Annotated in this window: 20 protein-coding genes, 1 riboswitch and 1 other annotated feature; of the genes, 18 read left to right on the top strand and 2 right to left on the bottom strand. The window is 36.2% G+C overall.

Annotation, left to right across the window (positions count from 1 at the left end; translation table 11 throughout):
• Nucleotides 1-401 precede the first annotated feature (401 nt).
• From ACIPKN_RS17040 to ACIPKN_RS17085, 10 genes are all read left to right on the top strand, one after another.
• Nucleotides 402-551, top strand: coding sequence for a hypothetical protein (locus ACIPKN_RS17040; RefSeq protein WP_049665318.1), 150 nt, complete (start codon nucleotides 402-404; stop codon nucleotides 549-551).
• A gap of 260 nt (nucleotides 552-811) precedes the next feature.
• Complete coding sequence (locus ACIPKN_RS17045; protein ID WP_400938129.1) at nucleotides 812-982, top strand: transcriptional regulator; 171 nt, start codon at nucleotides 812-814, stop codon at nucleotides 980-982.
• A 387-nt stretch (nucleotides 983-1,369) separates the two neighbouring features.
• A complete protein-coding gene (locus ACIPKN_RS17050; RefSeq protein WP_400938131.1) occupies nucleotides 1,370-3,070 on the top strand; it encodes a putative bifunctional diguanylate cyclase/phosphodiesterase in 1,701 nt (566 codons plus the stop codon).
• Nucleotides 3,071-3,508: 438 nt separating this feature from the next.
• Nucleotides 3,509-4,354, top strand: coding sequence for a GIY-YIG nuclease family protein (locus ACIPKN_RS17055; RefSeq protein WP_400938133.1), 846 nt, complete (start codon nucleotides 3,509-3,511; stop codon nucleotides 4,352-4,354).
• A 167-nt stretch (nucleotides 4,355-4,521) separates the two neighbouring features.
• Nucleotides 4,522-4,740 (top strand) — a binding site (T-box leader).
• Between the two features lie 63 nt (nucleotides 4,741-4,803).
• Nucleotides 4,804-6,240 (top strand): proline--tRNA ligase, encoded by a 1,437-nt coding sequence (gene proS, locus ACIPKN_RS17060; protein ID WP_400938136.1) that lies wholly within the window; start codon nucleotides 4,804-4,806, stop codon nucleotides 6,238-6,240.
• Between the two features lie 774 nt (nucleotides 6,241-7,014).
• A complete protein-coding gene (locus ACIPKN_RS17065) occupies nucleotides 7,015-8,319 on the top strand; it encodes a PQQ-binding-like beta-propeller repeat protein (protein WP_400938138.1) in 1,305 nt (434 codons plus the stop codon).
• Nucleotides 8,320-8,845: 526 nt separating this feature from the next.
• Entirely contained in the window at nucleotides 8,846-9,172 is a 327-nt protein-coding gene (locus ACIPKN_RS17070) for an ArsR/SmtB family transcription factor (RefSeq protein WP_400938141.1), read from the top strand.
• A complete protein-coding gene (locus tag ACIPKN_RS17075; RefSeq protein ID WP_400938143.1) occupies nucleotides 9,169-9,585 on the top strand; it encodes an SRPBCC family protein in 417 nt (138 codons plus the stop codon). Before ACIPKN_RS17070 ends, ACIPKN_RS17075 begins: the two co-directional genes overlap by 4 nt.
• Before the next feature lie 323 nt (nucleotides 9,586-9,908).
• Nucleotides 9,909-13,079 (top strand): ATP-binding cassette domain-containing protein, encoded by a 3,171-nt coding sequence (locus ACIPKN_RS17080; protein ID WP_400938145.1) that lies wholly within the window; start codon nucleotides 9,909-9,911, stop codon nucleotides 13,077-13,079.
• A gap of 119 nt (nucleotides 13,080-13,198) precedes the next feature.
• Nucleotides 13,199-13,888 (top strand): Dph6-related ATP pyrophosphatase, encoded by a 690-nt coding sequence (locus ACIPKN_RS17085; protein ID WP_400938147.1) that lies wholly within the window; start codon nucleotides 13,199-13,201, stop codon nucleotides 13,886-13,888.
• A gap of 427 nt (nucleotides 13,889-14,315) precedes the next feature.
• Here the strand turns inward: ACIPKN_RS17085 and ACIPKN_RS17090 are convergent, their stop codons facing one another.
• Together ACIPKN_RS17090 and ACIPKN_RS17095 are read right to left on the bottom strand one after the other, a co-directional pair.
• Nucleotides 14,316-14,432, bottom strand: a complete 117-nt coding sequence (locus ACIPKN_RS17090; RefSeq protein WP_132362314.1) for a YjcZ family sporulation protein — start codon at nucleotides 14,430-14,432, stop codon at nucleotides 14,316-14,318.
• Nucleotides 14,433-14,473: 41 nt separating this feature from the next.
• Nucleotides 14,474-14,602 (bottom strand): hypothetical protein, encoded by a 129-nt coding sequence (locus tag ACIPKN_RS17095; RefSeq protein WP_400938327.1) that lies wholly within the window; start codon nucleotides 14,600-14,602, stop codon nucleotides 14,474-14,476.
• 287 nt (nucleotides 14,603-14,889) lie between these two features.
• Between ACIPKN_RS17095 and ACIPKN_RS17100 the strand changes: the two genes are divergently transcribed.
• The 8 genes from ACIPKN_RS17100 to ACIPKN_RS17135 all read left to right on the top strand — a co-directional run bounded on the left by ACIPKN_RS17100 (nucleotide 14,890) and on the right by ACIPKN_RS17135 (nucleotide 23,947).
• Nucleotides 14,890-16,698 (top strand): M3 family oligoendopeptidase, encoded by a 1,809-nt coding sequence (locus ACIPKN_RS17100; RefSeq protein ID WP_400938150.1) that lies wholly within the window; start codon nucleotides 14,890-14,892, stop codon nucleotides 16,696-16,698.
• 99 nt (nucleotides 16,699-16,797) lie between these two features.
• Nucleotides 16,798-16,974, top strand: a complete 177-nt coding sequence (locus tag ACIPKN_RS17105) for a hypothetical protein (protein WP_400938153.1) — start codon at nucleotides 16,798-16,800, stop codon at nucleotides 16,972-16,974.
• A gap of 436 nt (nucleotides 16,975-17,410) precedes the next feature.
• Nucleotides 17,411-18,406 carry a hypothetical protein gene (locus ACIPKN_RS17110; RefSeq protein ID WP_400938156.1) on the top strand — a complete coding sequence of 332 codons (996 nt, stop codon included), beginning with the start codon at nucleotides 17,411-17,413 and terminating at the stop codon, nucleotides 18,404-18,406.
• 150 nt (nucleotides 18,407-18,556) lie between these two features.
• Nucleotides 18,557-18,749: riboswitch (cobalamin riboswitch) on the top strand.
• Between the two features lie 148 nt (nucleotides 18,750-18,897).
• Nucleotides 18,898-20,511 (top strand): nickel ABC transporter substrate-binding protein, encoded by a 1,614-nt coding sequence (gene nikA, locus ACIPKN_RS17115; protein ID WP_400938158.1) that lies wholly within the window; start codon nucleotides 18,898-18,900, stop codon nucleotides 20,509-20,511.
• A 71-nt stretch (nucleotides 20,512-20,582) separates the two neighbouring features.
• Nucleotides 20,583-21,536, top strand: coding sequence for a nickel ABC transporter permease (nikB, locus tag ACIPKN_RS17120; protein WP_400938161.1), 954 nt, complete (start codon nucleotides 20,583-20,585; stop codon nucleotides 21,534-21,536).
• A gap of 1 nt (nucleotide 21,537) precedes the next feature.
• Nucleotides 21,538-22,350: an ABC transporter permease subunit gene (locus tag ACIPKN_RS17125; protein WP_400938164.1), complete on the top strand. Its 813-nt coding sequence runs from the start codon at nucleotides 21,538-21,540 to the stop codon at nucleotides 22,348-22,350.
• Nucleotides 22,351-22,360: 10 nt separating this feature from the next.
• Nucleotides 22,361-23,134, top strand: coding sequence for an ABC transporter ATP-binding protein (locus tag ACIPKN_RS17130; RefSeq protein ID WP_400938167.1), 774 nt, complete (start codon nucleotides 22,361-22,363; stop codon nucleotides 23,132-23,134).
• Nucleotides 23,135-23,146: 12 nt separating this feature from the next.
• Entirely contained in the window at nucleotides 23,147-23,947 is an 801-nt protein-coding gene (locus ACIPKN_RS17135) for an ABC transporter ATP-binding protein (protein ID WP_400938170.1), read from the top strand.
• The last annotated feature ends 49 nt before the right edge of the window (nucleotides 23,948-23,996 follow it).

Here is a 23,996-nt window from a genome sequence, read left to right on the forward strand (position 1 = left end):
AAAAGAGAAAGGCCCAGAATCAGGAACCACTCACCCAATTGAGATTGATGAAGAGATAACGTCTTCATAGGTGAAAGTAAATCATACTTTACTTATGATGGAGATGTTCCATCACTGGTACTGAAAGCTTTATATACAAAATTCGAAATGTAGATAAAGAAACAAAAGTTGTAAATGGTATTTTAAAAAGCAACGAAAGATAAAGGTAGAGGTAGAATTACTTCCTTGAATTAATATGTGAAAATAGCGAGAGCCATTGTTTTGATCAATATCAAAACAATGGCTTGTGATATGTTTTTAATCAAACTATTTAGAAATACTTGACGAAATAAACCATCTGTTATATATTAAATAAAAATAAAAACAACTGTTATAAAACAGCTTGGTTTGGAGGAATTCTAATGTCAAAGTATCGTGATGGTTATGAATTTTATTGTGAGATGTGTGAGCGCTATGGTCTTGAGCCAATTTCATTCCGCTACTATTTGCTACAGTTATCACAGCAACAACTTTCAGCTTATAATATGCAAGCCAAACAATTAGGAATTTGAAAGGTTTGTAATTAAAGGATGTGGTTATAACGGAAGCCGACGTGAATATTTTATGAAATGCCCAGCCATACTAATTTAAATGGACTGGGCTTTTGTGCATTTGAAAGAAATATCAGAAAATTCATTGACGTGGCAAACCGTCTGTTATATATTATAATTAAAAATGTAATTCTGTTATACAACAAGATATGTCAATCAATTATCACAAGAACAATTAGAATATTATAATGAAACTGTACAATTGAAAGGAAGTTATTAATATGACAGATTATCGAAAAGGCTATGATTTTTACCGACAAGTGTGCGAGAAACATGGTTTAGAGCCAATAAATTTTTACTATTATATATTAAACTTATCTCAGGAACAATTAGATGCCTACAATGAACGAGCTAAAACATTGGGAGGTCAAATACAATATGAAATCTCTTAGCTTATAAAAATGCCTCACTGTCTTTATGTGACAGTAAGGCATTTTGACTTCATATCATAAATGAAGCAATTATTCAAGTGTAGTAAAATTACAGAAGATTCATATATTATAAAGATAACTAGGCTAAACATAACATATGAATAGCACTAAGGTAATTAAAGTAATCAAAAACTATCGTATTAAGTAAGTGAAAAGACCTTATTATTAGGGGCTATTTTATTGAAAACCATCAAATGTAGATTTGAATGGTTTGATATTTGGGTTGAATTAACTGCTTTTCTAAGACTATAATATAATTACATAAAAAAGGGCGATATCCCATAACCTTATACCCCGTGGAAATATAAAATAAAAGTACCAAACCCCTCTAATGAACGGAGAATGAAAATGATGAATATCACGCCTGATAGTATCAATCAAGTTAACTATAGTCTGAAAGAATTACAAGATATTTTTTCAGTAATGAATAGTTCAATCATTGTAGCAATTACAGATCGAACTGGGAAAATAACGTTTGTTAATGATCATTTTTGCAAAATATCTAAATACACCCGTGAAGAATTATTAGGGCAGGATCACCGTTTACTCAATTCAGGTTTCCATCCAAGATCCTTCTTTAGAGAGATGTGGAAAACTATAGGCAAGGGTGAGATGTGGAATGCCGAGGTGTGTAATCGAGCGAAGGATGGCAGCCTTTACTGGGTGAAGACAACGGTATTTCCTTTTCTTGATGACAATGGTAAACCGTATCAATATATTGCTATAAGGGTCGATATTACCGCACAAAAGGATATAAAAAAGATAACTCATATTGCTTATCATGATGAATTAACAGGGCTACCAAATCGTCGTAAGTTAGAACAACGTTTAGAAAATGAATTTCATCAATCTCGACGTACAGGAGAGAAGTTTGCGTTATTTTTCATTGATGTAAATCGTTTTAAAAACATTAACGATGGACTTGGTCATATCATCGGGGATATGTTCTTAGTAGAAATGGCGAATCGTCTACGCAACGTTGATTATACATCAAATTCTATTTACCGCCACAATAGTGATGAATTTGTTATTATACTAAACGACGTTGACTGTATTGAGGACAAGGCTGATGAAATAATTAGCGTCTTTAATGAGAGTTTTGTTGTTAATTCATATGAATTTTACGCAAGTATTAGTATTGGAATTAGTACTTTCCCAGATCATGCAAACTCTCCTGAGGAATTATTGAAAAATGCAGATATCGCCATGTATGCTGCAAAATCTTCACGGGGTAATCAATACCGCTTTTATCGTCCAAATATGGAGGAAATCAACGATAAATGGTTATTACTTGAAACAAAGTTACATCAAGCGTTAAAAAAAGATAGTTTAGAATTACATTATCAACCGAAAATCAATTTAAAAACGAATACAGTGATTGGCATGGAAGCATTGCTTCGCTGGCATGACCCTGAACTAGGTTATATGCCACCGGATCGCTTTATTCCATTTGCTGAGCAATGTGGGCTCATTAATGATATAGGGGTCTGGGTGTTAAGGAAAGCATCTGCCCAGGTACGCACTTGGAATGAAGTACATAATTCAAACTTACGTGTTGCCGTAAACATTTCTCCGATTCATATTAGTACATCAGGCTTTGTTGAAATGATACATGAAGTTATAGCAGAAACAAAAATTGATCCGCAGTTTTTAGAAATTGAAATAACAGAAATGAGTATGCTGGATTATACCGAGGACTTAATTAATACAATTAAGCAATTAAAAGCACTTGGTATTACGATTTCATTAGATGATTTCGGGACTGGTTATTCATCGTTAAATTATTTAAAAACGTTCCCAGTAGATGTTTTGAAAATCGATCGTGCATTCGTCCGTGATATTGTGCCTGAAAAATCAGGCATAGCCATGATTTCAGCTATGATCTCTCTAGCGCATGCCTTAAATCTTCAAGTAGTAGCTGAAGGTGTCGAGGAAGAGGCAGAATTAAACGTACTACGTGAACATGGCTGCGAGTACGTACAAGGCTATTATTTCAGTAAGCCATTATCGGTAGAGGACTTTACACAATTGATAGTAAAAAGTAGATAGTTCTAGGTAGTTCAATATGGAGGATCTTGTCTTTAGTTTGGACAAGATCCTCTAAGTGTTTATGTAAAGGAAGGTTTAGAATATCTCGATATTTCCTATGTGCGGAGCTAACGTTAAAGTTTGGATCATCACCAAAGCATGTGGTTGATTTCCGTTCCGACTGGGCGCTTTCCTGGGGGCGTCCGATGAGCCGCTTCGCTTCGCTGCAGGGTCTCGGGCCAACACGATGTTGGTCACGAAGGCGTTATCACAGGATGTGATGCTTTTAGCCTTCGTTCCTCTATCGCTGATCCCCGAGGAGTCGCCCAGTCTCCACTCCAATCAACTATTTACATAGTAGACGTTTTAACAAAAGTCATCCACAACTTTTGGTGATGAACCTAAGGTTTTGAATTTTGCCTATGCTAAAATTTCATTTTCTATAAAGGAGATAATAACATGGTCCATTTCTATTTATCTGATTTGTTAAAACGTTGCAACTATAAATTGAATAAAACATTACTTATTCGTCATTCGCTAAAACATGAGCGTTTCATCAATGCATATCGAGATGGTTTTTTACGTGAATATACGCAAAAACAGCCACCTCATTTTTTCGATGCCTTTGATCATATCATTGTCTTTTCCTCAGATGAAGGGACGACATCGAAATACTTAACATCGTATGAAGTAAGACATGGAGAGCAACCAAATGTTTCCCCATACTGTTCGCCATTTTTGCTAGAGCCTTATAAAGATGATATCATGCATCCTTTATTTGAAATTTCAAATGATCCTTTACGTACATATGAAAGTAAATTATTTATAGAATGGGGTAAAGCCGCTGTGAAATGGTATCAAAAAGGGACAAATGAGAAAATCATTACACAGCTTGTAAATACGAGTCAATTTGTCTTTCTTGGATACGAAAACGTCCTATTAACATTTAATGAGTTAAAACAAATCATCGATGACCCTCAAACATATGCAGATTGGCACATTGCCTTAAGTTCAATCAATGCGATTTACGCAATTACAGATTGTTCTAACGGTAAAATTTATATCGGATCCTCATACAATAAAAATGGTTTACTTGGACGGTGGTCAGATTATGCCACAACGATCCATGGAGGCAATGAAGCATTTAAGCAGTTACTTGCGAAAAATACAACAGCAAATTTACAATTCCAATATACAGTTTTAAAAGTGCTACCAAAAGATATAACAGCATTAGAAGCAATCGAAATTGAAAGTAGCTTTAAACGAAAGTTACAAACCATCCCTTTCGGCTATAATCGCAATTAACGGAGCAACAAATAATGAATTACAAATCAATTGCTAAAAAATACTATGTAATTGTGCTTGCTAGATGTAATTTCGTCTATAAGTAAAATAAATTTTCTAATATTTCCCGAAAAATAATCGTTTTAATATTTGAAATTATTGAACTGTTTTGCTAAAGTTATATAAAATATAAATTGTTGATGTGGCCAAGTAAGTAAGAATAGTGAAACAGAGAATATAGCAATTGCTGAGAGCTATATCACCGCTTCTTATCTGAACCCTACCACGGAGATGTTATGCAAACATAACCGAGTCGTTTTCGTTACAAAACGTTAGAGGGTTTTAAGGTTTTCTTAAAACTAAATCAAGGTGGTACCACGTTTAGTCTGCACAAAGACGTCCTTATTTGTAGGACAGCTTTGTGCTTTTTATTTTTTAGTGGCTAAAGTTGCAAAAATGGAGGAGAGAATATGACAACACAACAAAATGATTTTTCGAAATGGTACATCGAGACAATCCAAAAGGCAGACTTAATGGATTATACACCAGTACGTGGCTGTATCGCATTCAAACCAGACGGCTATGAAATTTGGGAATATATTCAGAAAGAAATGGACCGTCGTTTTAAAGAGACAGGTCATCGTAACGCTTATTTCCCGATGTTAATCCCTGAATCCTTCTTCCAAAAAGAAAAAGATCATATCGAAGGTTTCTCACCTGAGCTTCCTTGGGTAACAGAAGCAGCAGGCGAGAAATTAGAAGAACGTTTAGCACTTCGTCCAACTTCTGAAACGATGATTGGACATCTCTATTCGAATTGGATCAAAAGCTACCGTGATTTGCCGGTCTTAATTAATCAATGGGCAAATGTTTTTCGTTGGGAGAAAAAAACGCTTCCGTTCATTCGGACATCTGAATTTTTGTGGCAAGAGGGCCATACAGCCCATATTGATGAAGAAGATGCACGTCAAGAAACAATGCAAATGTTAACGATCTATAAGGAAGTAGTAGAGGGTTTACTTGCCATTCCTGTCTATGATGGACAAAAAACACCTTCAGAACGTTTTGCAGGGGCAGTCGATACATTTTCTATTGAAGCAATGATGAAAAATGGGAAGGCCGTACAAGCTGGTACCTCTCACTATTTAGGGACAAAGTTCGCTGAAGCTTTTGATATTAAATATTTAAACAAAGCTAATCAGCATGAATACGTACACACAACATCTTGGGGCACTTCCACACGTTTAATAGGTTCAGTAATTATGGTTCATGGTGATGAGCAGGGGCTTATTTTACCGCCACGAATCGCACCAACTCAAGTTGTCTTAATTCCTGTAGGACCATGGAAAAAGAACCCTGAAATTATAGAGAAACTAGATGACCTTTTTGCAGCCCTTAAAAAGAAGGGAATTCGAGTGCGTCTAGATGATTCGGACCAATCACCAGGCTACAAATTTAATGAATGGGAATTAAAAGGTGTACCAATTCGAATTGAATTAGGACCACGTGATTTAGAGAACAACCAGGCATTGTTAAAAGCACGAGATGAAGATGACAAGCAATCCATTGACCTGAATAACATTGTTGCAGCAATTGAGGCAGAATTAATAACAATGCAAACTCGTTTATTCGATAAAGCACGTAAATTCCGGGATGAAAACGCTCATATAAATATCGATACACTGAAGGATTTACAGCAGCATATTAACACTTCCAAAGAAAATGGATCTATTTCTGGGTGGATTCTTGCTGGATGGTGCGGAGATGATGCATGCGAGGAAAAAGTGAAAGAAGAGACAAAATATACTTCTCGTAACATTCCGTTTCATCCACCAACTACGAAATCTACTTGTATTTGTTGTGGAAATGAAGCAAAGCATACAGTTTGGTTTGCTCAGGCGTATTAAATAGTTGTCAAATTTGCTTTCAAACACAAGTATTCAACTATTGGAAATATGTCCATATTTCTAATCCATTATCTGACATCTTTTCTAACTCTTATTGTTTCGTTCTAACTGTTTCGATTTCGTCTGAACGATAGGCTGTTTTTTTATTTCATTGATGAAGGTGGTCATATCATCGACAAATATTATTTGCACGTGAATGGCTCGTCATACAACTTCTTGCTATTAGCCAAGAACCATTGTAACTTTCACTATCCTTTCGCTACAGGAAAATTAGTTACAATTAGATGTTTCTACGACGAGTAATCGATTGTCACTATCCTCGTCATAAAGGAGATGTCTCAAAATAGCTTTTCAGACATCTCTTTTTGTATTTTAGACTAGTTTGAATAGGAATGTTTGTTCTATAATAGATTTAACTTGAATCTAGACATTACAGTTTCCACAAGAATTTATGAAAAATCGTTCAATTATTGAACAACTTTGAAAGCAAGTTCGAAGGCAATCCCTATTTCCGATTAACAATGGAATGTCTTAAAAATGAAAAAGTATAGCCACTAAAGCTTATAGATGGAGACATGGAGTACTTGCTACAAATTTTCGTTTTATTGATTTCAACAAGGAACGTAGAGCAGTGGTGAACAGAAAATGAAAGCTTATGCTCCTTAGTACTAGGGGCATCTAACTCCAGTAGTGCGGATAGTTGGTTTCGGTTTGGATGCTTGAGGAAACCGTAAAACATGATAAGGTCAGTTAACAAATAAGGAGACTAATACAATGACAAGTGATACTTTACAATTATCCCAGAAATGGCGAGAAGAGGGGTTACGTTATGCAAGTGAAATTAATGCCTACGTGCGCAGAGGATTAGAAACTAACTGGGAGGCACCAGGAGAGGAGCCAATTGAAGATTCACGCGGACAATTAGCTTCGCAAGTTTACCAGTTTATTAAACAGGCGAATAGAACAAAGGAACAGGAAACGCTCCGTGAACAGTTTCCAGCTGCTTCTTGGCCATTTCAGGAAACGCACAGCCAACTGATGCGAGCTGTTTATCCAATTGCATTTCTCCATGATGGTGCATTACTTGTTGCAGCGCAAAATGAAGATTTTTCACGAACTGTCTATGTGATGGATAAACAGGAAGCAAACCGTATCGAGCACATACAAGCAGCAAGTTGTTCTGCGGATGGGCGCGACATTGCTTTGATGGATGAGCTAGGAGTTCGTATCGTACGCGAGCCCGATCGAGAGTTGAACGGCACTTTGCTGGCTACATACAAATGGGCGACAATCATCGACCAATTGCACGAAAAATACCCCGATATTGAGACCTTGCAGCCAGAAAGCTATCGAAGCGCAGATGTCATTCCATTCGCTGATGGCACGAAGTTGTTGGTGGTATCGCATGATGGCATTTATTTGATTGAGGAAACTGATGCCCTCTTGTTGCACCCGTCAGTGGAAAATATAAGGGAGTGGGCAGAGGAAGAGGATGACTTCACAGCAAGTTTAGCGATGCCACATGGAGCTGTTTCGCGAAGCAGCAGATGGCTGGCTTATGGAAGTCAAGACAGCGATCATATGTTGTTAGATATGGAAAAGTATGTTATGCATTCGTTTGAACCGATGTCGAGTTATCCGCATTACAGCTTGTTCAGTGCCGATAATGAGCATGTTTGGTTCAATGCATGTCATTTTTATAATGGATGTACACTTGGTATCTCACTCCATGATCTTAAACCGGACAATAATGAAGAGCCCCTTTCAATAGATGAAAGTATGCGTGTATATGCCGGTGTTGCAGTGCAAGGGGGCAACATTTTGGGTGACGCATATGGTTATTTACGAATGATTGATTTGGAGGGGAATGAACTTTGGCGTTACTTCGTATCTGGGACAATCAGTGGCATGGCATCAAACTCTGATGAGACAATATTGCTTGTCGGTACATACAATGGAATGCTACATATACTTGATTTAACAAGTACAGAGCCAAGTCCGTTTGAGATTAGCACAAGTTCAATACGTGAATCGTACCGCTGGATCATCTGGGATACTCAGCAACCACTGTACTGGTAGTTTTTATAGGCAGATTCTTTAAGGTTTATTTTATCAACATGAATGTATGAAAAAAGCTTTTACATATCAAGACGAAAAATCAAATAAAATTTGGACAATTGATTATTCTTCTTGTATCACTTTTCCGGAAATGCAACAGGCATACTAAAGTGACAAGGCGAAAATAATACTAAATGGAATAAAAGCTATAATAAAGGAATAGAAGTATCTACTTTCATGTCCGTAAACGCGGACGTCAAAGTGGGTACTTCTTTTTCAAGTAGAGGTAGTTTAAATAGGGACAAAAGAATTACTGATATGTCCAGGCTTATTTTTAAGATTTGAATTTAATACATCAAATTTTTTAAAAAAGCATCTTGAAATACAAGTACACGGTGGAGGAGAAGCTTAGCAAATTATATATTAGTATTATTGATTAGAGAATAAAACGAATGGAAGTATCCCAAAATAAAAATTGACTGGACACTAAATGGTGTCGTATAATTAAGACACCATTTAGTGTCCAATTTAAAAGGGAGAGGAGATTTTGAGCGAGAAAAATCAAGACCGTGATGTTTATGCTGCTATTGCTGACCCAACAAGACGTCAATTAATACGCTTGCTGGCGGATGCGGAAGAATTACCTCTTCACGAATTAACGTCTCAATTTCAAATGGGGCGTACAGCAGTTTCTAAGCATTTGGCGATCCTTAAAGATGCTGATCTCGTAATTGCTCGCAGGGTTGGTAGGGAAACGAGATATCGATTGAATGCCAAACCATTGCAAGAAATTCAAGATTGGGTATCGTATTACGAAGGATTCTGGAAAGAAAGAATGGCTAGATTAAATCTTTTATTGGAGGAAGAAAAATGAAAGCAGATGTATCTTTAGATTATCAATTTACAAGTTCAATCGAGAAAGTTTGGAACGCATTAACGGATTCGGACACTCTTGAAAAATGGATCTGGAAAAATGACTTTAAACCAATCGTAGGGCATAAATTTCAATTCCGAGCTGAGCCAAATGAATGGTGGGATGGAATTGTCAATTGTGAGGTGCTCAAAGTAGAAGAACCTCATACATTATCTTATACTTGGGCAAGTGCCGGAGAAACAACTACTGTGACATGGACGTTGACAGAAGGTTCAGATGGCACTACACATTTACATCTTGATCAAAGCGGATTCAGTGAAGCAACAAAAGCTCGTCAAGGAGCAATCGAAGGAGCTAAATACGCTTGGGTTAACAATGGTAATCAGCTCGAAAAAGTGTTAGCAGAACTGTAAACTATTTCTCCATTATGATACCTGCTTTTCTAAATAAAAAGCAGGTATCATATAAGAAATGAATAAAATAAACTGTTCTTCAACAATCGGACGCTTTCGGAACATAGAAAGCGTCATTTTTTTAACTTCTTTCAGCCTTTGCTGAAAGAAGTTAAAGCCTCCGGCGGATGTCACGGAATCGGAAAGGAGTACTTTGTGCTTGCACAAAGCCGATTCCGGACGCAATTATGCCGAGGCATAATTGATTGGATGTCATAAACATAACAAATGCAGTTGAAGTTGTGCTAACATGACAATACTAAATGGAATGGAGAGAATATCCGATGAAAATAAATCAATTAATTGCTAACAATATAAAACGCTTAGATGTCAACTTGTCGGAAGATCAATCTTTAGGAATTGCTGGATTGTCGGGCTCTGGTAAAACTACATTTTGCCAAACAATTGGTGAAGAATCTAAGAAGCGTCTTGTTTCTTTATTGCCAAAGGCAGAATATCAGTATTTGTTTCCTAATATTATGGAAACGAATTTCAGTGCCATCAAGATGGAAGAAATGCCTTTAGTCCTTTTTCTCGGGAAATCATCCATTTCTGCCAATCCACGTTCGACAGTTGGTACTCATACAGGTGTTTTTAAAGAGATACGTGAAAAGTTGGCAGATAAGTTTGATCTTTCTCCTGAAGTTTTTTCCTTTAATAATGCACTGGGTTGGTGTCCTGCTTGTAAAGGGCGTGGTACGACTAAAAATGTCGAATGTAAAAAGTGTAAGGGCAAGCGCTATAATCCGGAAGTTGAGCAATATAAGTTTGAATTATGGAATCAACCACATAGTATTTCCGATATAAACAATTTAAGCATAGAAGCGATTTATTCCCTTTCAGAGGAATTGGCGATTAGCGAAGAAAGACAACGTATTCTTACAAATATTATCCATATGAATATTGGTTACTTAACGTTAAATCGAATTATGGGTACCTTGTCTGGTGGAGAATTAACTCGACTGTACTTGGCAGAATTTATGGCAGCTAGTGAAAATACGGTCATTATTATAGATGAAATTTCTGTTGGTCTTGATCATCAAACGCTGTTGAAAATTTTAGAGCAAATTAAACAATTGGGCTATAAAAACCAAATTTGGCTTATTGATCATTCTGATACAGTGCTCGATACAGCGGATGAGCAGCTGTTCTTTGGACCTGGCAGTGGGAAATACGGCGGTAAAATTGTCGAAGTATCACCACGTCCAGAACCAGTCTATTGGGAACGAAATCAGGCAATGCCTACAGACTATTATCAATTTCATGATCTTTACTGTCGTAATATTGAAATGGCTAACATTCAGATTCCAAAAAATAGACTCGTAACAGTTACAGGTGAATCTGGCTGTGGGAAATCAACACTTGTCAATGAGTGCATCTCTAAGGACTTCCTAAAACGATATCCAAAAGATAAACTAGTCATGGTAGGACAAGACCGCAACCAATCAATTACAAGCCGATCAACGGTTGCAACGTTTCTTGATATTAAAAAGAAAATGACGAAATACAGTGATGACATTGACGATATTTTCCAACGTTCCATTGAAGACATTATCGAGGAGCTTCCCCATGAAGACATCGCTCATAAACGTTTAAGTTTACTAATCAAACTTGGGCTCGGTTACTTGACGTTGGAAAGAAAAACACAATCTTTATCGACAGGGGAATTCCAATGTGTTCATCTAGTGTCTGAGCTGTTTTCGAACGCAAGAAATCCCCATACGCTGTTTATTTTTGACGAGCCTTCAAAAGGTTTATCACAAAATATTTTAAACCAATTTATTGATAGTGTTAGGGACATTCTCAAAGACGAATCCGTTTCTATCATGATGATTGAACATAATGCTTATATGATTGAGAGCTCTGATTTTATCGTTGATTTTGGAAAAAGACAGCAGGAGCCAGTTCAACACCTTGATGTTGTCGGCCATGATGATTATTTTAGTCAACTTAACAGTACAGATAGTGATGTTTCATTGCATATCTCTTCAACACTTGCTTCAAAAAGTGGCATCCATTACTTAGAAGACAATCATATTAGCTATTTTAAAAATGCCGAAAACATTTATAAAGGCGGTATTTTAAAAAGCTTGTCATCAATGGCCCGTTTAATTTATGGTGAGTATGAATCAGCAACAATCGCACCAGTCGTCGCCATCGATCTAGAAAGACACTTATATAGTCAGTATAGTTTTTTATATGAAATCGGTGGATTAATTAACCATATCGTGGCTGCACATCCGACGAATAAAGATACGAGAAGCTTCGATTTCTTTAGTCAAGAAAACCATTGTCCTAGCTGTTCTGGACGCCTGCAAATTGAAAAATTTGATTTCGATATCGTCATACAAGACAAAACAGTGTCGTTCTGGGATGGCTTATTACATCCAGACGTGATGGAAGTATTAAAATATTATCAATATCCGAAATTACAATTCCTTTTTGATGAGCTCAAGAATGAACTGGGTCAAGATATTAGTAAAAGCTACAATGAAATGACAGAGGAAGAAAGACATACATTCCTCTATGGTTATTGGGAAAAATCATTTTATGATAAAGCTAGTAAGTCCTCAAAAAAATGGGAAGGTTTTAATTTTATCCTTGGACGTTATATCGTTATTTCGAAATCAAACATTAAAGAGCAAATGAAAGAATCAAAAGAAATGATTGCCTGTCCAATTTGTCAAGGAGCGGTGCTAAACCATAAGAAAAAACTAACGTTTGGCGACACTGATATTCGCGAGATAATACATCAACCTATCGAACAGGTCATAAAAACAGTAGGGAACTTACCAGAGCTTGAAAAACTAAAAGCAATTGTAGGCGGCGATATGACTCTTACGGAAGATGTCTCCTTACTTCCTAGAGAAACACAAGTATCGTTAAAAATGCTTGAATTAGATCTAGCAAGCTTTGCTGGTTATGAAATAGTACTAAATAATGTTTTACCGTTTTGGGACAAAATTAAAGACAATATCGATGCAATCAGCAGCAAAAATTTAATAACAATTTGTGATTTTGCCAACATTGACGAAACGAGAGAAACCATCATTGATAAGTATTTCACAAATGGAAAATACAAAAAACTAACGTATGTCTATGAAGCATTTGGCTACAAAAAAATTGTGACACAAATGAATAAAATTAAAGCAAGTCATAAATGTCCATTCTGTAATGGGAAGAAAGTCATTTCAGAAGATAATCTCCACGATGGCGTCTATAAATTATCCGTACCATGTGTTAGTTGCTCTGCAAGTGGTATCAATGATGAAGGACGTAAGGAAATTGTCGATGGTGTAGACGTGCAAACATGGTTAACTGGCAAAGTAAGTGACGTTGTGGAAGAAAGCTTACGAACAGAGGCTGTTGCAGATATTCCAATTTTTAACCGTATTCGCGAGTTGAATAAACGAGATATGATGGCAATTTACCAATGCCTAGAGCAAAACAATTAGATTAACGAAAGTTACTTCAGATAGACTCATTTGCAATAATAAAATTGCAAATGAGTTTTTATGATATTCTGAAGATGAGCTTCTAAAAAGTCATTAGAAATTAAAGGGGAAAGATATGTATGACAGAATTAAAGGATTGGAAAAATAATGCTCGAGGGCAGAAATTCATCGCTTCTTTTAGCGGTGGAAAGGATAGTGTCTTAGCTTTATATAAAGCAATGAAAGTTGGAGAAGCGCTTGGATTAATCGTCATGTTGGAGGAAGAAGGAAATCGTTCCAGATCCCACGGAATGCCTCCGGAACTTATACATGCTCAAGCGAAATCTATAGGTTTACCTGTTTTTACTGCCGCAGCCAGCTGGACAGAATACGAAAAAGTATTTATGCGCCTTTTAGAAAAAGCTAAAAATCAAGGGGCAGAAGTTTTAGTAACAGGAGATTTAGATATGCCTGAACATGGCTGCTGGCATGACAAGGTTACGAAAAATGCTGGGTTAAAGCTAGGCATGCCTTTATGGGAGATGGATCATCGTGATGCTGTTGAAGAGTTCATAAACCTAGGATTTGTTACAATTATTGTAACTGTTAATTTATCTTTGGGTATGCGCGAGGAAGATTTAGGGCGGACGTTAACCTATGAATACATAAAGGAGCTTGAAGCTCGGGGTATTGACCCTTGCGGAGAAGGTGGAGAGTTCCATACTACAGTATTAGATGGGCCAATTTTCAAACAACCTATTCCAGTTCGTAAATGTGCTGTTATTAAAAACGGTGAATATGCGTTTTTACCTTTAGAACTAGATGAATAACTAATCTTATAGATAAGTGAACAAGAGTATAGTTGTAAATAGTGTAATAAATATTTCTCTTTAAATACGGTGAATAACATGGGACATCATCTATCTATTTGAGGAATCGTTTTAGTTTTGGACTAACTATATGTAGATTGGTATGTCGGTATCCTACGTGTTATGGACATATTTACATATATGAAGTAGTATGCGATTTCTCCAGCACTTGTGCACGTCATTAATTGAATAAAACACGTATATAAAGTGTTTTTTACTATCTCCAAAGCGAAACTTAGTGCCTCTCCAGATGCGACTGAATAATATACTTTTCTTTATAAAATATATAAAGGGTCACCGGAGGATAATGACCCTTTTTAAATATTCGAAGGGAAAGGATAACCTTATATTATCCTAAAAATTATGGGATAGATGGCGGTATTGGGTATTAATAGAATCCGATGAAGCTAGTGCCGACAATAATCAATAGAATGAATAGTACAACGATTAGCGCAAATGCTGAACCAGTACCATAACCACTACCGCTACCGCAATATTCAGACATAGTTATTACCTCCTTTCTACAATCTATAATATGAATAGTTGTTAAAAGGAACTGCGATATTTATCTACTCCTTGAATATAAATTTTAAAAAAACTTCCCATAGCAGTTGTTCTGTCAATTTTATCTTGCAGAAATACAATATGAATATCCTTTGCTTCAAAATCTTCCACGATTGCAACTAAACGCAAAGTCCTTCGACAATTACATTAAATTGAAGTGATAACGACTGATCTTGCGTATTAACACGCGCATACCTAAATTTCAAATCTTCCTTTCTTTATACCTTAACGATGTCAAAAAGGGGAACTTAACGTATAATTTGGGTATATTTTTGATTATATTAGTAAATTAACAATACTTAAACAATTGCGCAAATAACACTCGCTAATGTTCCATGATGTGATAAGATGGGAATGTACGTTTGATTATTGCTGAATAGTTTAAGGGGGAGAAATGATTGGGCGAAACAAAGTATAGGCAAATATGGAACTTAGATAGTTTGTTCCAAGGTGGAAGTAAATCATCACAATTACATGAACATATAAGATATTTGGAACAAGAAATTTCTGAATTTGAAGAAAAAGCAAATTCCTTTAATGTTCCACAAAAAATAAATGAATCAATTAATATTGTGGTTTTAGTTGAATACATAGGAGATATTCGAACTAATATATCTCAAGCAAATTCTTTTATAACTTGCCTTCTTGCTCAAAGTCCAAAAGATCAGGAGGCTATAATTCTCCAAGGGATCATTACGACAATAAATACTCGTTTTGAATCGGCATTGAAAAAAGTAAAAAATACTCTGTTGAAAATTGATTATCATTTGTGGCAGGGTCTACTGAATACTGATGTTTTAGCAAATTTTAAGTTTATACTGAATGAATGGCGTGAAGACGGTGAGACAACCCTTTCAGATGGAGAACAAAATTTAGTTTCAGACCTCATGGTAGATGGATATCATGCTTGGGGGCAATTTTATAGTTCTTTTATAAATAATTTTACGATTAAAGTTCAAATAAATGGAGAACAAAAAAATGTATCCGTCGGTCAAGCTATCAACTTACGTTCACATCCTAATGAAGATGTTCGTAAAGAATCCCATTATGCTTTAGAAGATACGTGGAAAGAGAATGAAGAACTATTTGCGAAAATATTAAATCATATTGCAGGCTTTCGATTACAAGTTTACAAGAAGTGTGGCTTAGATAATGTAATACAAGAATCTTTAATTAAAAATCGTATGAAGGAGGAAACGCTTCATGCGATGTGGTCTGTCGTTAATAAATTTAAAAAACCCTTCACTGACTACCTAAATCAAAAAGCAAAAATAAATGGCTATAAAAAGATGCAATCATTTAACTTTTGGGCACCTATTACAACAAAAAAACAAAAAATTGAATACGAAGATGCTGTTAATTTTATTTTGGAGCATTTTAGTGAATTCGGAACAGAATTAGAAAATTTCTCTAAAAAGGCATTTAGTGAAGGATGGATAGAAGCTGAAGATCGTGCAAATAAGTCCGCTGTTGCATTTTGTTCAGGTTTTCCACTTTCGAAAGAATCAAGAATTTTCATGACATTTGGCGGTACAATTACAGATGTATTAACACTTGCTCATGAATTAGGACATGCCTTCCATAACGATGCAATGAAATCTATTAATGGCGTGAATAAACAATATCCAATGAGCATTGCTGAAACTGCTTCAACGTTTTCAGAGATGATTATATTAGATGCGGCAATGCAAAAAGCTGAATCTACTAATGAAAAATTATTTTTGCTTGATGAGAAATTAAAGCGTAGTGTCATGAATTTAATGAATATTCATTCTCGGTTTTTATTTGAAAAGAAATTTTATGAAGAACGTAAAGAAGGAATTGTTTCATCATCACGCTTAAACGAAATTATGCAAGAAGCAATAGATGAAGGCTATGATGGTTCTCTTGATAATCCTTCACTGCATTCATGGATATGGACACCACATTATTATATGACACAATCTCCTTTTTATAATTTTCCATATTCATTCGGATATTTGTTTGCATTGAGTTTATTTGCAAAGGCAAAAGAAGAAGGTAAAGAATTCGAAAGATGTTATTTAGATTTGCTTCGCGATTCAGGGAGTATGTGCACAGAGGAATTAGTGATGAAACATTTAGGTGATGATATCACTTCGGAAGCTTTTTGGAAAAAAGGAATAGAATTATGCATTAAAGATGTGGATGAATTTATCAAATTAAGTAGAGAGTGTATCATTATTTAAAGATGACGAACCTTAATGATAAAAGAAAATAATCCAACCGCCATTTGTAAGTGGACTTTCCCAGTAGCCTTAAACTAAAGGTGCAGATGAGGTGAGGTAATGGTGTTAAAAAAATATTTAAGTATTATTTCATTGTTATTGTTTTCTTTGTTCATTATTTTCGTCTTTATTACACCAATTGAAGTGAACGGAAACTCGGAAATTGGGGACATTGTGGTTATTTCTTTAATAATCGCTTCATTTCTAACTGCATTTTTAGCCAAAAGGGGAAGTTGAGAATTTTTGCGTTAATTGTTTCCGCGATGCCGCTGCTTTTTCTACTAGGATTGATAGTACTACCGATATTTTATTTATTAGAGCAATAAGCGGGTACGTTCTTTGAAGATGGTGAAGTTATTAATATTCAATTCACGAATATCAAAACAAAAAGACAGAGTTCATTAGGTGAATCTGAAACTTTAACACCAAAATTCTTTTTAATCCTACCGATATGGGCTATTGGGGTACTATTGATGTGGAAATTTCTTACCAAAAACAAATTGGAAAATGCTTCTTGTTTCAGAATAATATTGAGCAACTCTCTGCTTTGGTTAACTATTCTTATCGGTTTAAAGTTTGCGTTTCAATTTATATAAGAAGATCGAGGAGAAGATATATTTGTTGTTTGATCACCTAAATGGGTTTGAAAATTGATAAATAGAGTGGTGATAAAGTGGACAATGCAAATCAAAATAAGTCAATTCTTTATGCCGTTTTCGAGAATGATATTCAATTGCCGATTTTGGATATTACACATCCCCTTTTCAACGCAAGTATTGATGAACAAGCGTATCATTTGAGCTGTCTCAAGTCAGCCAAGAGCATTGAATCATTAAAAAAGATGCCTGGCTTTATCCGCAACATCTTTGTGGAAATGTCGAATTTTGACAATTCCTATCTTAGCGGCATGCGTACTTTGCTGTACAAACTTGGCCCCGACTTAACCACCGGGATAAAATTAGGTTTCCGGGACAAGTGGGCGGTGAAGCAAACTTCTTTCACGGGACTTCGGATCAGGCTGAGGGATCTTTGCCGGCGCCAGTCGGAAATTTTGCTCCCCCAGCTCAAGCAATTCCCTGAACGGAACCTTTGTTTCTTCAATATCGCTGGGGGAGCCGCTACCGACAGTATTAACACCTTAATTCTCATTCAAGAATCGGACCCAGAATTATTAAAGGAACGCAAGATTGAAATCAATATTTTAGATATCGATACTTACGGCCCCAATTTTGCCAAACGATGCATCGACGTTTTGAAGAAGCCAGGGGAACGCTTTCAAGACCTGGACATTACCCTCAATATTATTCATTATGACTGGAATCAACCAGAGGCATTATTAAAGATGTGTTTAGAACGTTTCGACTGGATTCAGCTCTGTTCATCGGAGGGCGGTCTATTTGAGTACGGTTCGGATTCAGATATTATTGAAAATCTAAACCATTTCTATACTAACTCTCCGGAGGACGCTAGGGTCACGGGTTCATTAATTTTTGACCGAGCGCATGTAAATCCGGGATACTTGGGATTTACAGAGTTTGTTGGCGTGCAAATCCAATATCTTGGGCTAGAGGGATTGCAGCGGATTTTAAGCCAAACCTCGTGGGTTTTGGAAGAATCCCATGAAATTGATACGATCTATCTTCTGTTTTCATTGAAGAAGCGTGACTAAAAATAAAAAGTAGTTATACGAGGTCAGGGTTAAGATACCTAGCCTTGTTATGTTAGTCATAATATATAAGATTTTTATTATATTCAGAAAATGAAATTGACGTGAACATTAGAGCATGTTATGTTTAAACCTGTTATGTTTAATACTAATTTCATAGCAACCATTACAAGTTTGAGTGAAATAAGCTTTCATTCAATTAAAAGGAAAATGGGTGTAAATCCCATGCTGTCCCGCAGCTGTAAATGAGGAGTTTTGTTTCGATAACCACTGAGTAATTACTTGGGAAGGTGAAGCAAAATCATGATTCATGAGCCAGAATGCCTGCTTGTAAAGAGATTCATTGATGATCTACGAAAGATAGGGAGATGGATAGAGGCTTACTTAAAGTAAGTTATTCTGTCCTTATTCTTTTGGAATAAGGTTTTTTTATGCCTTCTTTCAATCTTTAAATTCTTTATTTAGTGCACCACAAACAAAGAAGGAGACAGAAAATGAGATTGACAAAGTATTTACTTCCTTTCACGCTTATTTTGATGTTCAGTTTACTCACGGGCTGTACAAGCAATGGAAAGGGAGAGACAGCATCGAAACAACAGACAGACGAAAAAATGATCACGATTGGGTGGCCATTAGATGTAGGTCCATTAAATCCCCATACATATTTACCAAATCAAATGACAGCACAAGCAATGGTCTATGAATCATTGGTTGAATATAACGATGATGGAACAATTACGCCGAAACTAGCAGAAAGTTGGGACATCTCTAATGATAAAACTGCTTATACTTTTCATTTAAGAAAAGATGTTAAGTATTCAGACGGAACAGCTTTTAATGCAGATAATGTAATACGAAACTTTGATGCCGTTTTAGCAAATCGTGATATGCATTCTTGGATGGGTATGATAAACCATATAAAAGAGGTTGTGAAAGTGGATGAATTTACAATTCGTTTGCAACTGGATGAACCGTATTATCCTGTTTTAAACGAGCTTGCCTTTGTAAGACCTTTCCGTTTTTTAGGTGATAATGGATTCCCTAAAGGTGATGCGACCCAAGATGCAATTAATGCGCCAATTGGGACAGGCCCATGGGTTTTAACAGATTACAAAAAGGATGAGTACGCTCTATTCAGTCGCAACGAAAACTACTGGGGGGAAAAACCTCTTGTAGAACAAATAAAAGTAAAAATCATCCCTGATTCAGAATCTATTTCATTGGCCTTTGAAAACGAAGAATTAGATTTAATATATGGTCGAGGCATTATTAGTTTAGATAATTATACGTATTTAAAAGATAGTGGTAAATATAAAACCGCTACGTCTGAACCTTTGTCTACAAAAGCGCTACTGTTCAATACACAGTCTGGCCCGTTAGCAGAATTGAAGGTTCGCCAAGCGATTCAATATGCAATCAATAAGGAACAAATGGTTGATAGTATTACACATGGTACAGAAAAGGTTGCCAATACACTATTTTGGGATGCTATTCCATATGCCAATATTGATTTAGTGCCAATTTTATATAATCCCAAAAAAGCGCAACAATTGTTAGAGGAAGCGGGATGGAAGCTTCAGAAGGGTGAAAAAATTCGCTCTAAAAACGGACAGCCACTAACGTTAGATTTAATCTACATTGCTACAGATGCGATTCAAAAGCCAATGGCGGAGCTAATGCAAGGTGAACTAGCAAAAATAGGGGTACAGTTGAATTTAGAAGGCGCAGATGTGATTGTAGGTCTGCAAAAATTAATGGATAATCAAGTTGATATTAATTTCTGGCGTACAAATGGACCACCAACAGATCCACATAGCTTTGCTAATGAATCAGCTACACCAAACGCTAATGGTGTCTATGAAGCAAAATTAGGCTTACCAAATGCTAAAGAAATCGATACTAAAATTCATCAATTATTAGTAGGTACAGATGAAAAAGAGCGCGTGCAACTTTATACGGATATTTTAACAAAGTTCCATGACCAAGCACTATTCTATCCTATATCTTACGAAACAAATAACGTGATTTATCAGCCATATATGAAAGATTTTGCTCCACGTGCATCTGAATATGATATTCCATATGCACAAATGGAAAAAGAAAAATAACTGTAAAAGAGAGAGTATGTCGATCAAAGACAGCTCTCTCTTTATCATAGGATTGATTAGGAAGTGACAGCATGTATGAATCAACATGGATGTTTTGTTTAAAAAGAATTTTGACATTGCCTTTTGTATTATTGGGCGTATCAATCCTGACCTTTGTATTTATTCGTTTCGTTCCAGTAGAGCCTGCTGAGGTCATTCTTAGATTGGCAAGAGTTGCGCCAACAGCGGAAGCCATTCAAGCATTGCGTGAAGAACTTGGAACTGACAAACCTTTTCTTATTCAATATTTGTTATGGATAAAAGGCATTTTACATTTAGATTTTGGGACATCTTTTGTTAGTAAATTACCAGTAGCGCATGAGCTATTCGCAAAATTACCAGCAACTATCGAATTAGCTGTTGCTGCATTTGTGTTGATTTTAGGAATAAGTATGCCATTAGGGATCATAAGTGCCTTGTATAAGCATTCCATCATCGATAAAATAATTAGACTATTGACTATCATGAGTGTATCGATTCCAACATTTTGGTTAGGTTTTTTACTACTATATGTATTTAGTCTGAAATTAGGGATCTTCCCGACAAATGGAAAGGGCACACTAGCACATCTAGCTTTACCCGCACTCGCACTATCTTTACCAACAATTGGGTTATTCGTTCAATTTATCCGTACAACCATCATTGAAGAATTACAACAGCATTATGTTCAATATGCACAGCTAAGGGGATTAAAAAACTCAGTGATCCTCGTACGTCATGTTTTAAGAAATGCTGTTATTCCGTTGACTACTGTATTAGGTATGACACTTGGTAATTTACTTGGTGGTGCAGTAATTGTGGAGCAGGTTTTTAGTTGGCCTGGACTCGGAAGGTTTTTAATCGAATCCATTATTAACAGGGATTACCCGGTTGTACAATGCTATGTATTGATTATTGCTGTCATCTATGTGCTTGCAAATTTATGCACAGATGTGTTGCATCGGCTATTGGATCCTCATCTGATGATGAAGGACAGGAGAGATTGAAGTGAGTCTATTACATAAAAAACGTGCAAATGTTAAAAGATTATTTAGTCTAACGATACTGCTGGTCATTGGCTTGTTGGGACTGTTTGCGCCAATTTTAATGCCCCATGATCCTTTAGCGGTCGATATATCAAAGAAATTTTTAGGTCCAACAGGGGACTATCCATTAGGTACAGACCATCTAGGAAGATGTGTTTTCTCACGATTACTTTTAGGTATTCGCTATTCTTTAGGATCTGCGCTCGTCATTCAAATAGTAGCCATTCTTTTAGCGATCTTACTAGGTGCATTTGTTGCGCTAAAAAGAGGGATGATAGATTATCTATTTATTCGAATATGTGATATTTTATTAGCTTTTCCTACACTTGTCCTTGCATTTGGACTTTTAGGTTTATTAGGGCCTAGCTTAAAAAATGTGTTAATCGCACTTATTTTTACGCAATTTATTTATTATTCAAGATTGATAAGAAGTTTGTTTATTGGGATGAATGAAAAAGATTTTATTCAAGCAGCAAAAATCAGTGGTACTTCAGGAATCAAATTAATCATACGCCATTATATCCCCAATTTACTGCCTCCTATCGTAACAATTGTCGTATTAGATATAGGAAAGGTTATTTTAGAAATCGCAGGTTTTTCTTTTATTGGACTTGGCGTGCAAGCCCCCATTCCTGAATGGGGAATGATGGTGAATGAAGGAAAACAATATATCCGTCAACATCCTGAATTAATGCTTTATCCTGGACTTGCCATCGTTTTTGTTGTGCTATTATTGAATTATTTGGTAAGTAGTTTCAAGAAGCTTGACCAATAAAGGGGGATTTATGGAGAAAGTTTTAGAATTGCAAGACTTAACGGTAAAAATCGGTGAGAAAAAGATAGTAACCTCAATTAATTTGACAGCCTATAAAGGGCGTGTTTTAGGGATTATAGGGGAAAGTGGTAGTGGAAAGACGATGCTGTGCCACGCCATCATGCAATCATTACCGGCTTCGGCGCAGATTACCCAAGGCCAAATTATCTACCGACAAGAAAATTTATTGAATGTATCAGCCACTAAATTGCGAACGTATCGTGGTAGGCATCTGTCGATGATTATGCAAAATCCGTCTATAGCTTTTGATCGTATTCAAACAATCGAAAGCCATTTTCGAGAATCATTAAAAGCTCACTTTGTAATGACTAAAAAAGAAATGAGACAGATTGCCCTTGATGCTATGTATAAAGTCAATTTACCTAATCCAGAACAGCTTTTGCACTATTATCCTTTCCAATTAAGTGGCGGAATGTTACAACGAATGATGATTGCTTTGTCGTTGGCGATACAAGCTTCTGTCTATATTGCAGATGAGCCAACGACAGCCCTTGACACAGTCAATCAAAAACAAGTATTAACACTATTTCATCGTATTCGCTCGGAAACGGAAGCCGCTATTATTCTTGTAACGCACGAAATTGGTGTTATTGCTGAACTAGCTGACGATGTGGCCGTGATGTATCAAGGAGAAATAATAGAGCACACGGATGTCTATAATTTTTTTGATGCACCTCAGCATCCCTATACAAAAAAACTTTTACAATCAAGAATTATGTTTTAGAGGTGAAAAAATATGACGCTGCTAGAAGTGAACAATATAGAGATGCATTATGGTCACAAACCATTCATGTTCAAACGAGGACGGAAAGACCCTGTATTACAAGAGGTGACATTTTCGCTTCAGGAGGGTGAATGTTTAGGAATCGTCGGGCAGAGTGGTTCAGGCAAAAGTACTTTAGGCCGCATTATTTTAGGAATTGAACGACCAACAAAAGGTGAGGTTCTATTTCAAGGTATTAATCTTTACGAAGCAACAAGTAAGCACAAAAAAATAATACGTAGAGATTTACAGGCAGTCTTTCAAAATAGCTATCATTCATTTAATCCGAAGCAAACGATTTTTGAGATAATAGAAGAACCCCTCCTTAATTTCGAATGTTTCAGTAAAACAGATAGACAACATAAAGTAAAGGAATTACTAGACTGCGTGGAGTTAGAAAGTACAATTGCTCAAAACTATCCTTCACAACTTAGTGGCGGGCAACAGCAACGTGTCAACATCGCAAGAGCTCTTGCTTTAAATCCAAAATTGATTGTCTTAGATGAAGCCATTAGTAGTCTTGATATGATCTTGCAGAAGCATATTATACAATTACTACAAACACTTCAAAAAGATATGCAACTTGCTTACATTTTCATTTCTCATGACTTACAAGCAACACGTTTTATGTCAGACCGAATCCTCGTGATGCAACATGGTCAGCTAGTTGAGGAGATTGGGAAAGATGGAGCATACAAGCATCCCGCATCTCTAGAACTATACAATGCTATTTTGCCATCGCATCCTCGAGAACGAACTATCAAAAATACGTAAACTATTACGGTAGCAACTATTCGCACACTTACCGCCATTTTTGGGTCAA

It is taken from the genome of Lysinibacillus sp. NPDC086135 (assembly GCF_044746345.1).
Classification (GTDB): domain Bacteria; phylum Bacillota; class Bacilli; order Bacillales_A; family Planococcaceae; genus Lysinibacillus.

Coding starts and splice junctions, on each gene's coding strand:
- ACIPKN_RS17040 (WP_049665318.1), top strand. CDS start 402: ATGTCAAAGTATCGTGATGGTTATGAATTTTATTGTGAGATGTGTGAG.
- ACIPKN_RS17045 (WP_400938129.1), top strand. CDS start 812: ATGACAGATTATCGAAAAGGCTATGATTTTTACCGACAAGTGTGCGAG.
- ACIPKN_RS17050 (WP_400938131.1), top strand. CDS start 1,370: ATGATGAATATCACGCCTGATAGTATCAATCAAGTTAACTATAGTCTG.
- ACIPKN_RS17055 (WP_400938133.1), top strand. CDS start 3,509: ATGGTCCATTTCTATTTATCTGATTTGTTAAAACGTTGCAACTATAAA.
- proS (WP_400938136.1), top strand. CDS start 4,804: ATGACAACACAACAAAATGATTTTTCGAAATGGTACATCGAGACAATC.
- ACIPKN_RS17065 (WP_400938138.1), top strand. CDS start 7,015: ATGACAAGTGATACTTTACAATTATCCCAGAAATGGCGAGAAGAGGGG.
- ACIPKN_RS17075 (WP_400938143.1), top strand. CDS start 9,169: ATGAAAGCAGATGTATCTTTAGATTATCAATTTACAAGTTCAATCGAG.
- ACIPKN_RS17080 (WP_400938145.1), top strand. CDS start 9,909: ATGAAAATAAATCAATTAATTGCTAACAATATAAAACGCTTAGATGTC.
- ACIPKN_RS17085 (WP_400938147.1), top strand. CDS start 13,199: ATGACAGAATTAAAGGATTGGAAAAATAATGCTCGAGGGCAGAAATTC.
- ACIPKN_RS17090 (WP_132362314.1), bottom strand. CDS start 14,432: ATGTCTGAATATTGCGGTAGCGGTAGTGGTTATGGTACTGGTTCAGCA.
- ACIPKN_RS17105 (WP_400938153.1), top strand. CDS start 16,798: ATGGTGTTAAAAAAATATTTAAGTATTATTTCATTGTTATTGTTTTCT.
- nikA (WP_400938158.1), top strand. CDS start 18,898: ATGAGATTGACAAAGTATTTACTTCCTTTCACGCTTATTTTGATGTTC.
- nikB (WP_400938161.1), top strand. CDS start 20,583: ATGTATGAATCAACATGGATGTTTTGTTTAAAAAGAATTTTGACATTG.
- ACIPKN_RS17130 (WP_400938167.1), top strand. CDS start 22,361: ATGGAGAAAGTTTTAGAATTGCAAGACTTAACGGTAAAAATCGGTGAG.
- ACIPKN_RS17135 (WP_400938170.1), top strand. CDS start 23,147: ATGACGCTGCTAGAAGTGAACAATATAGAGATGCATTATGGTCACAAA.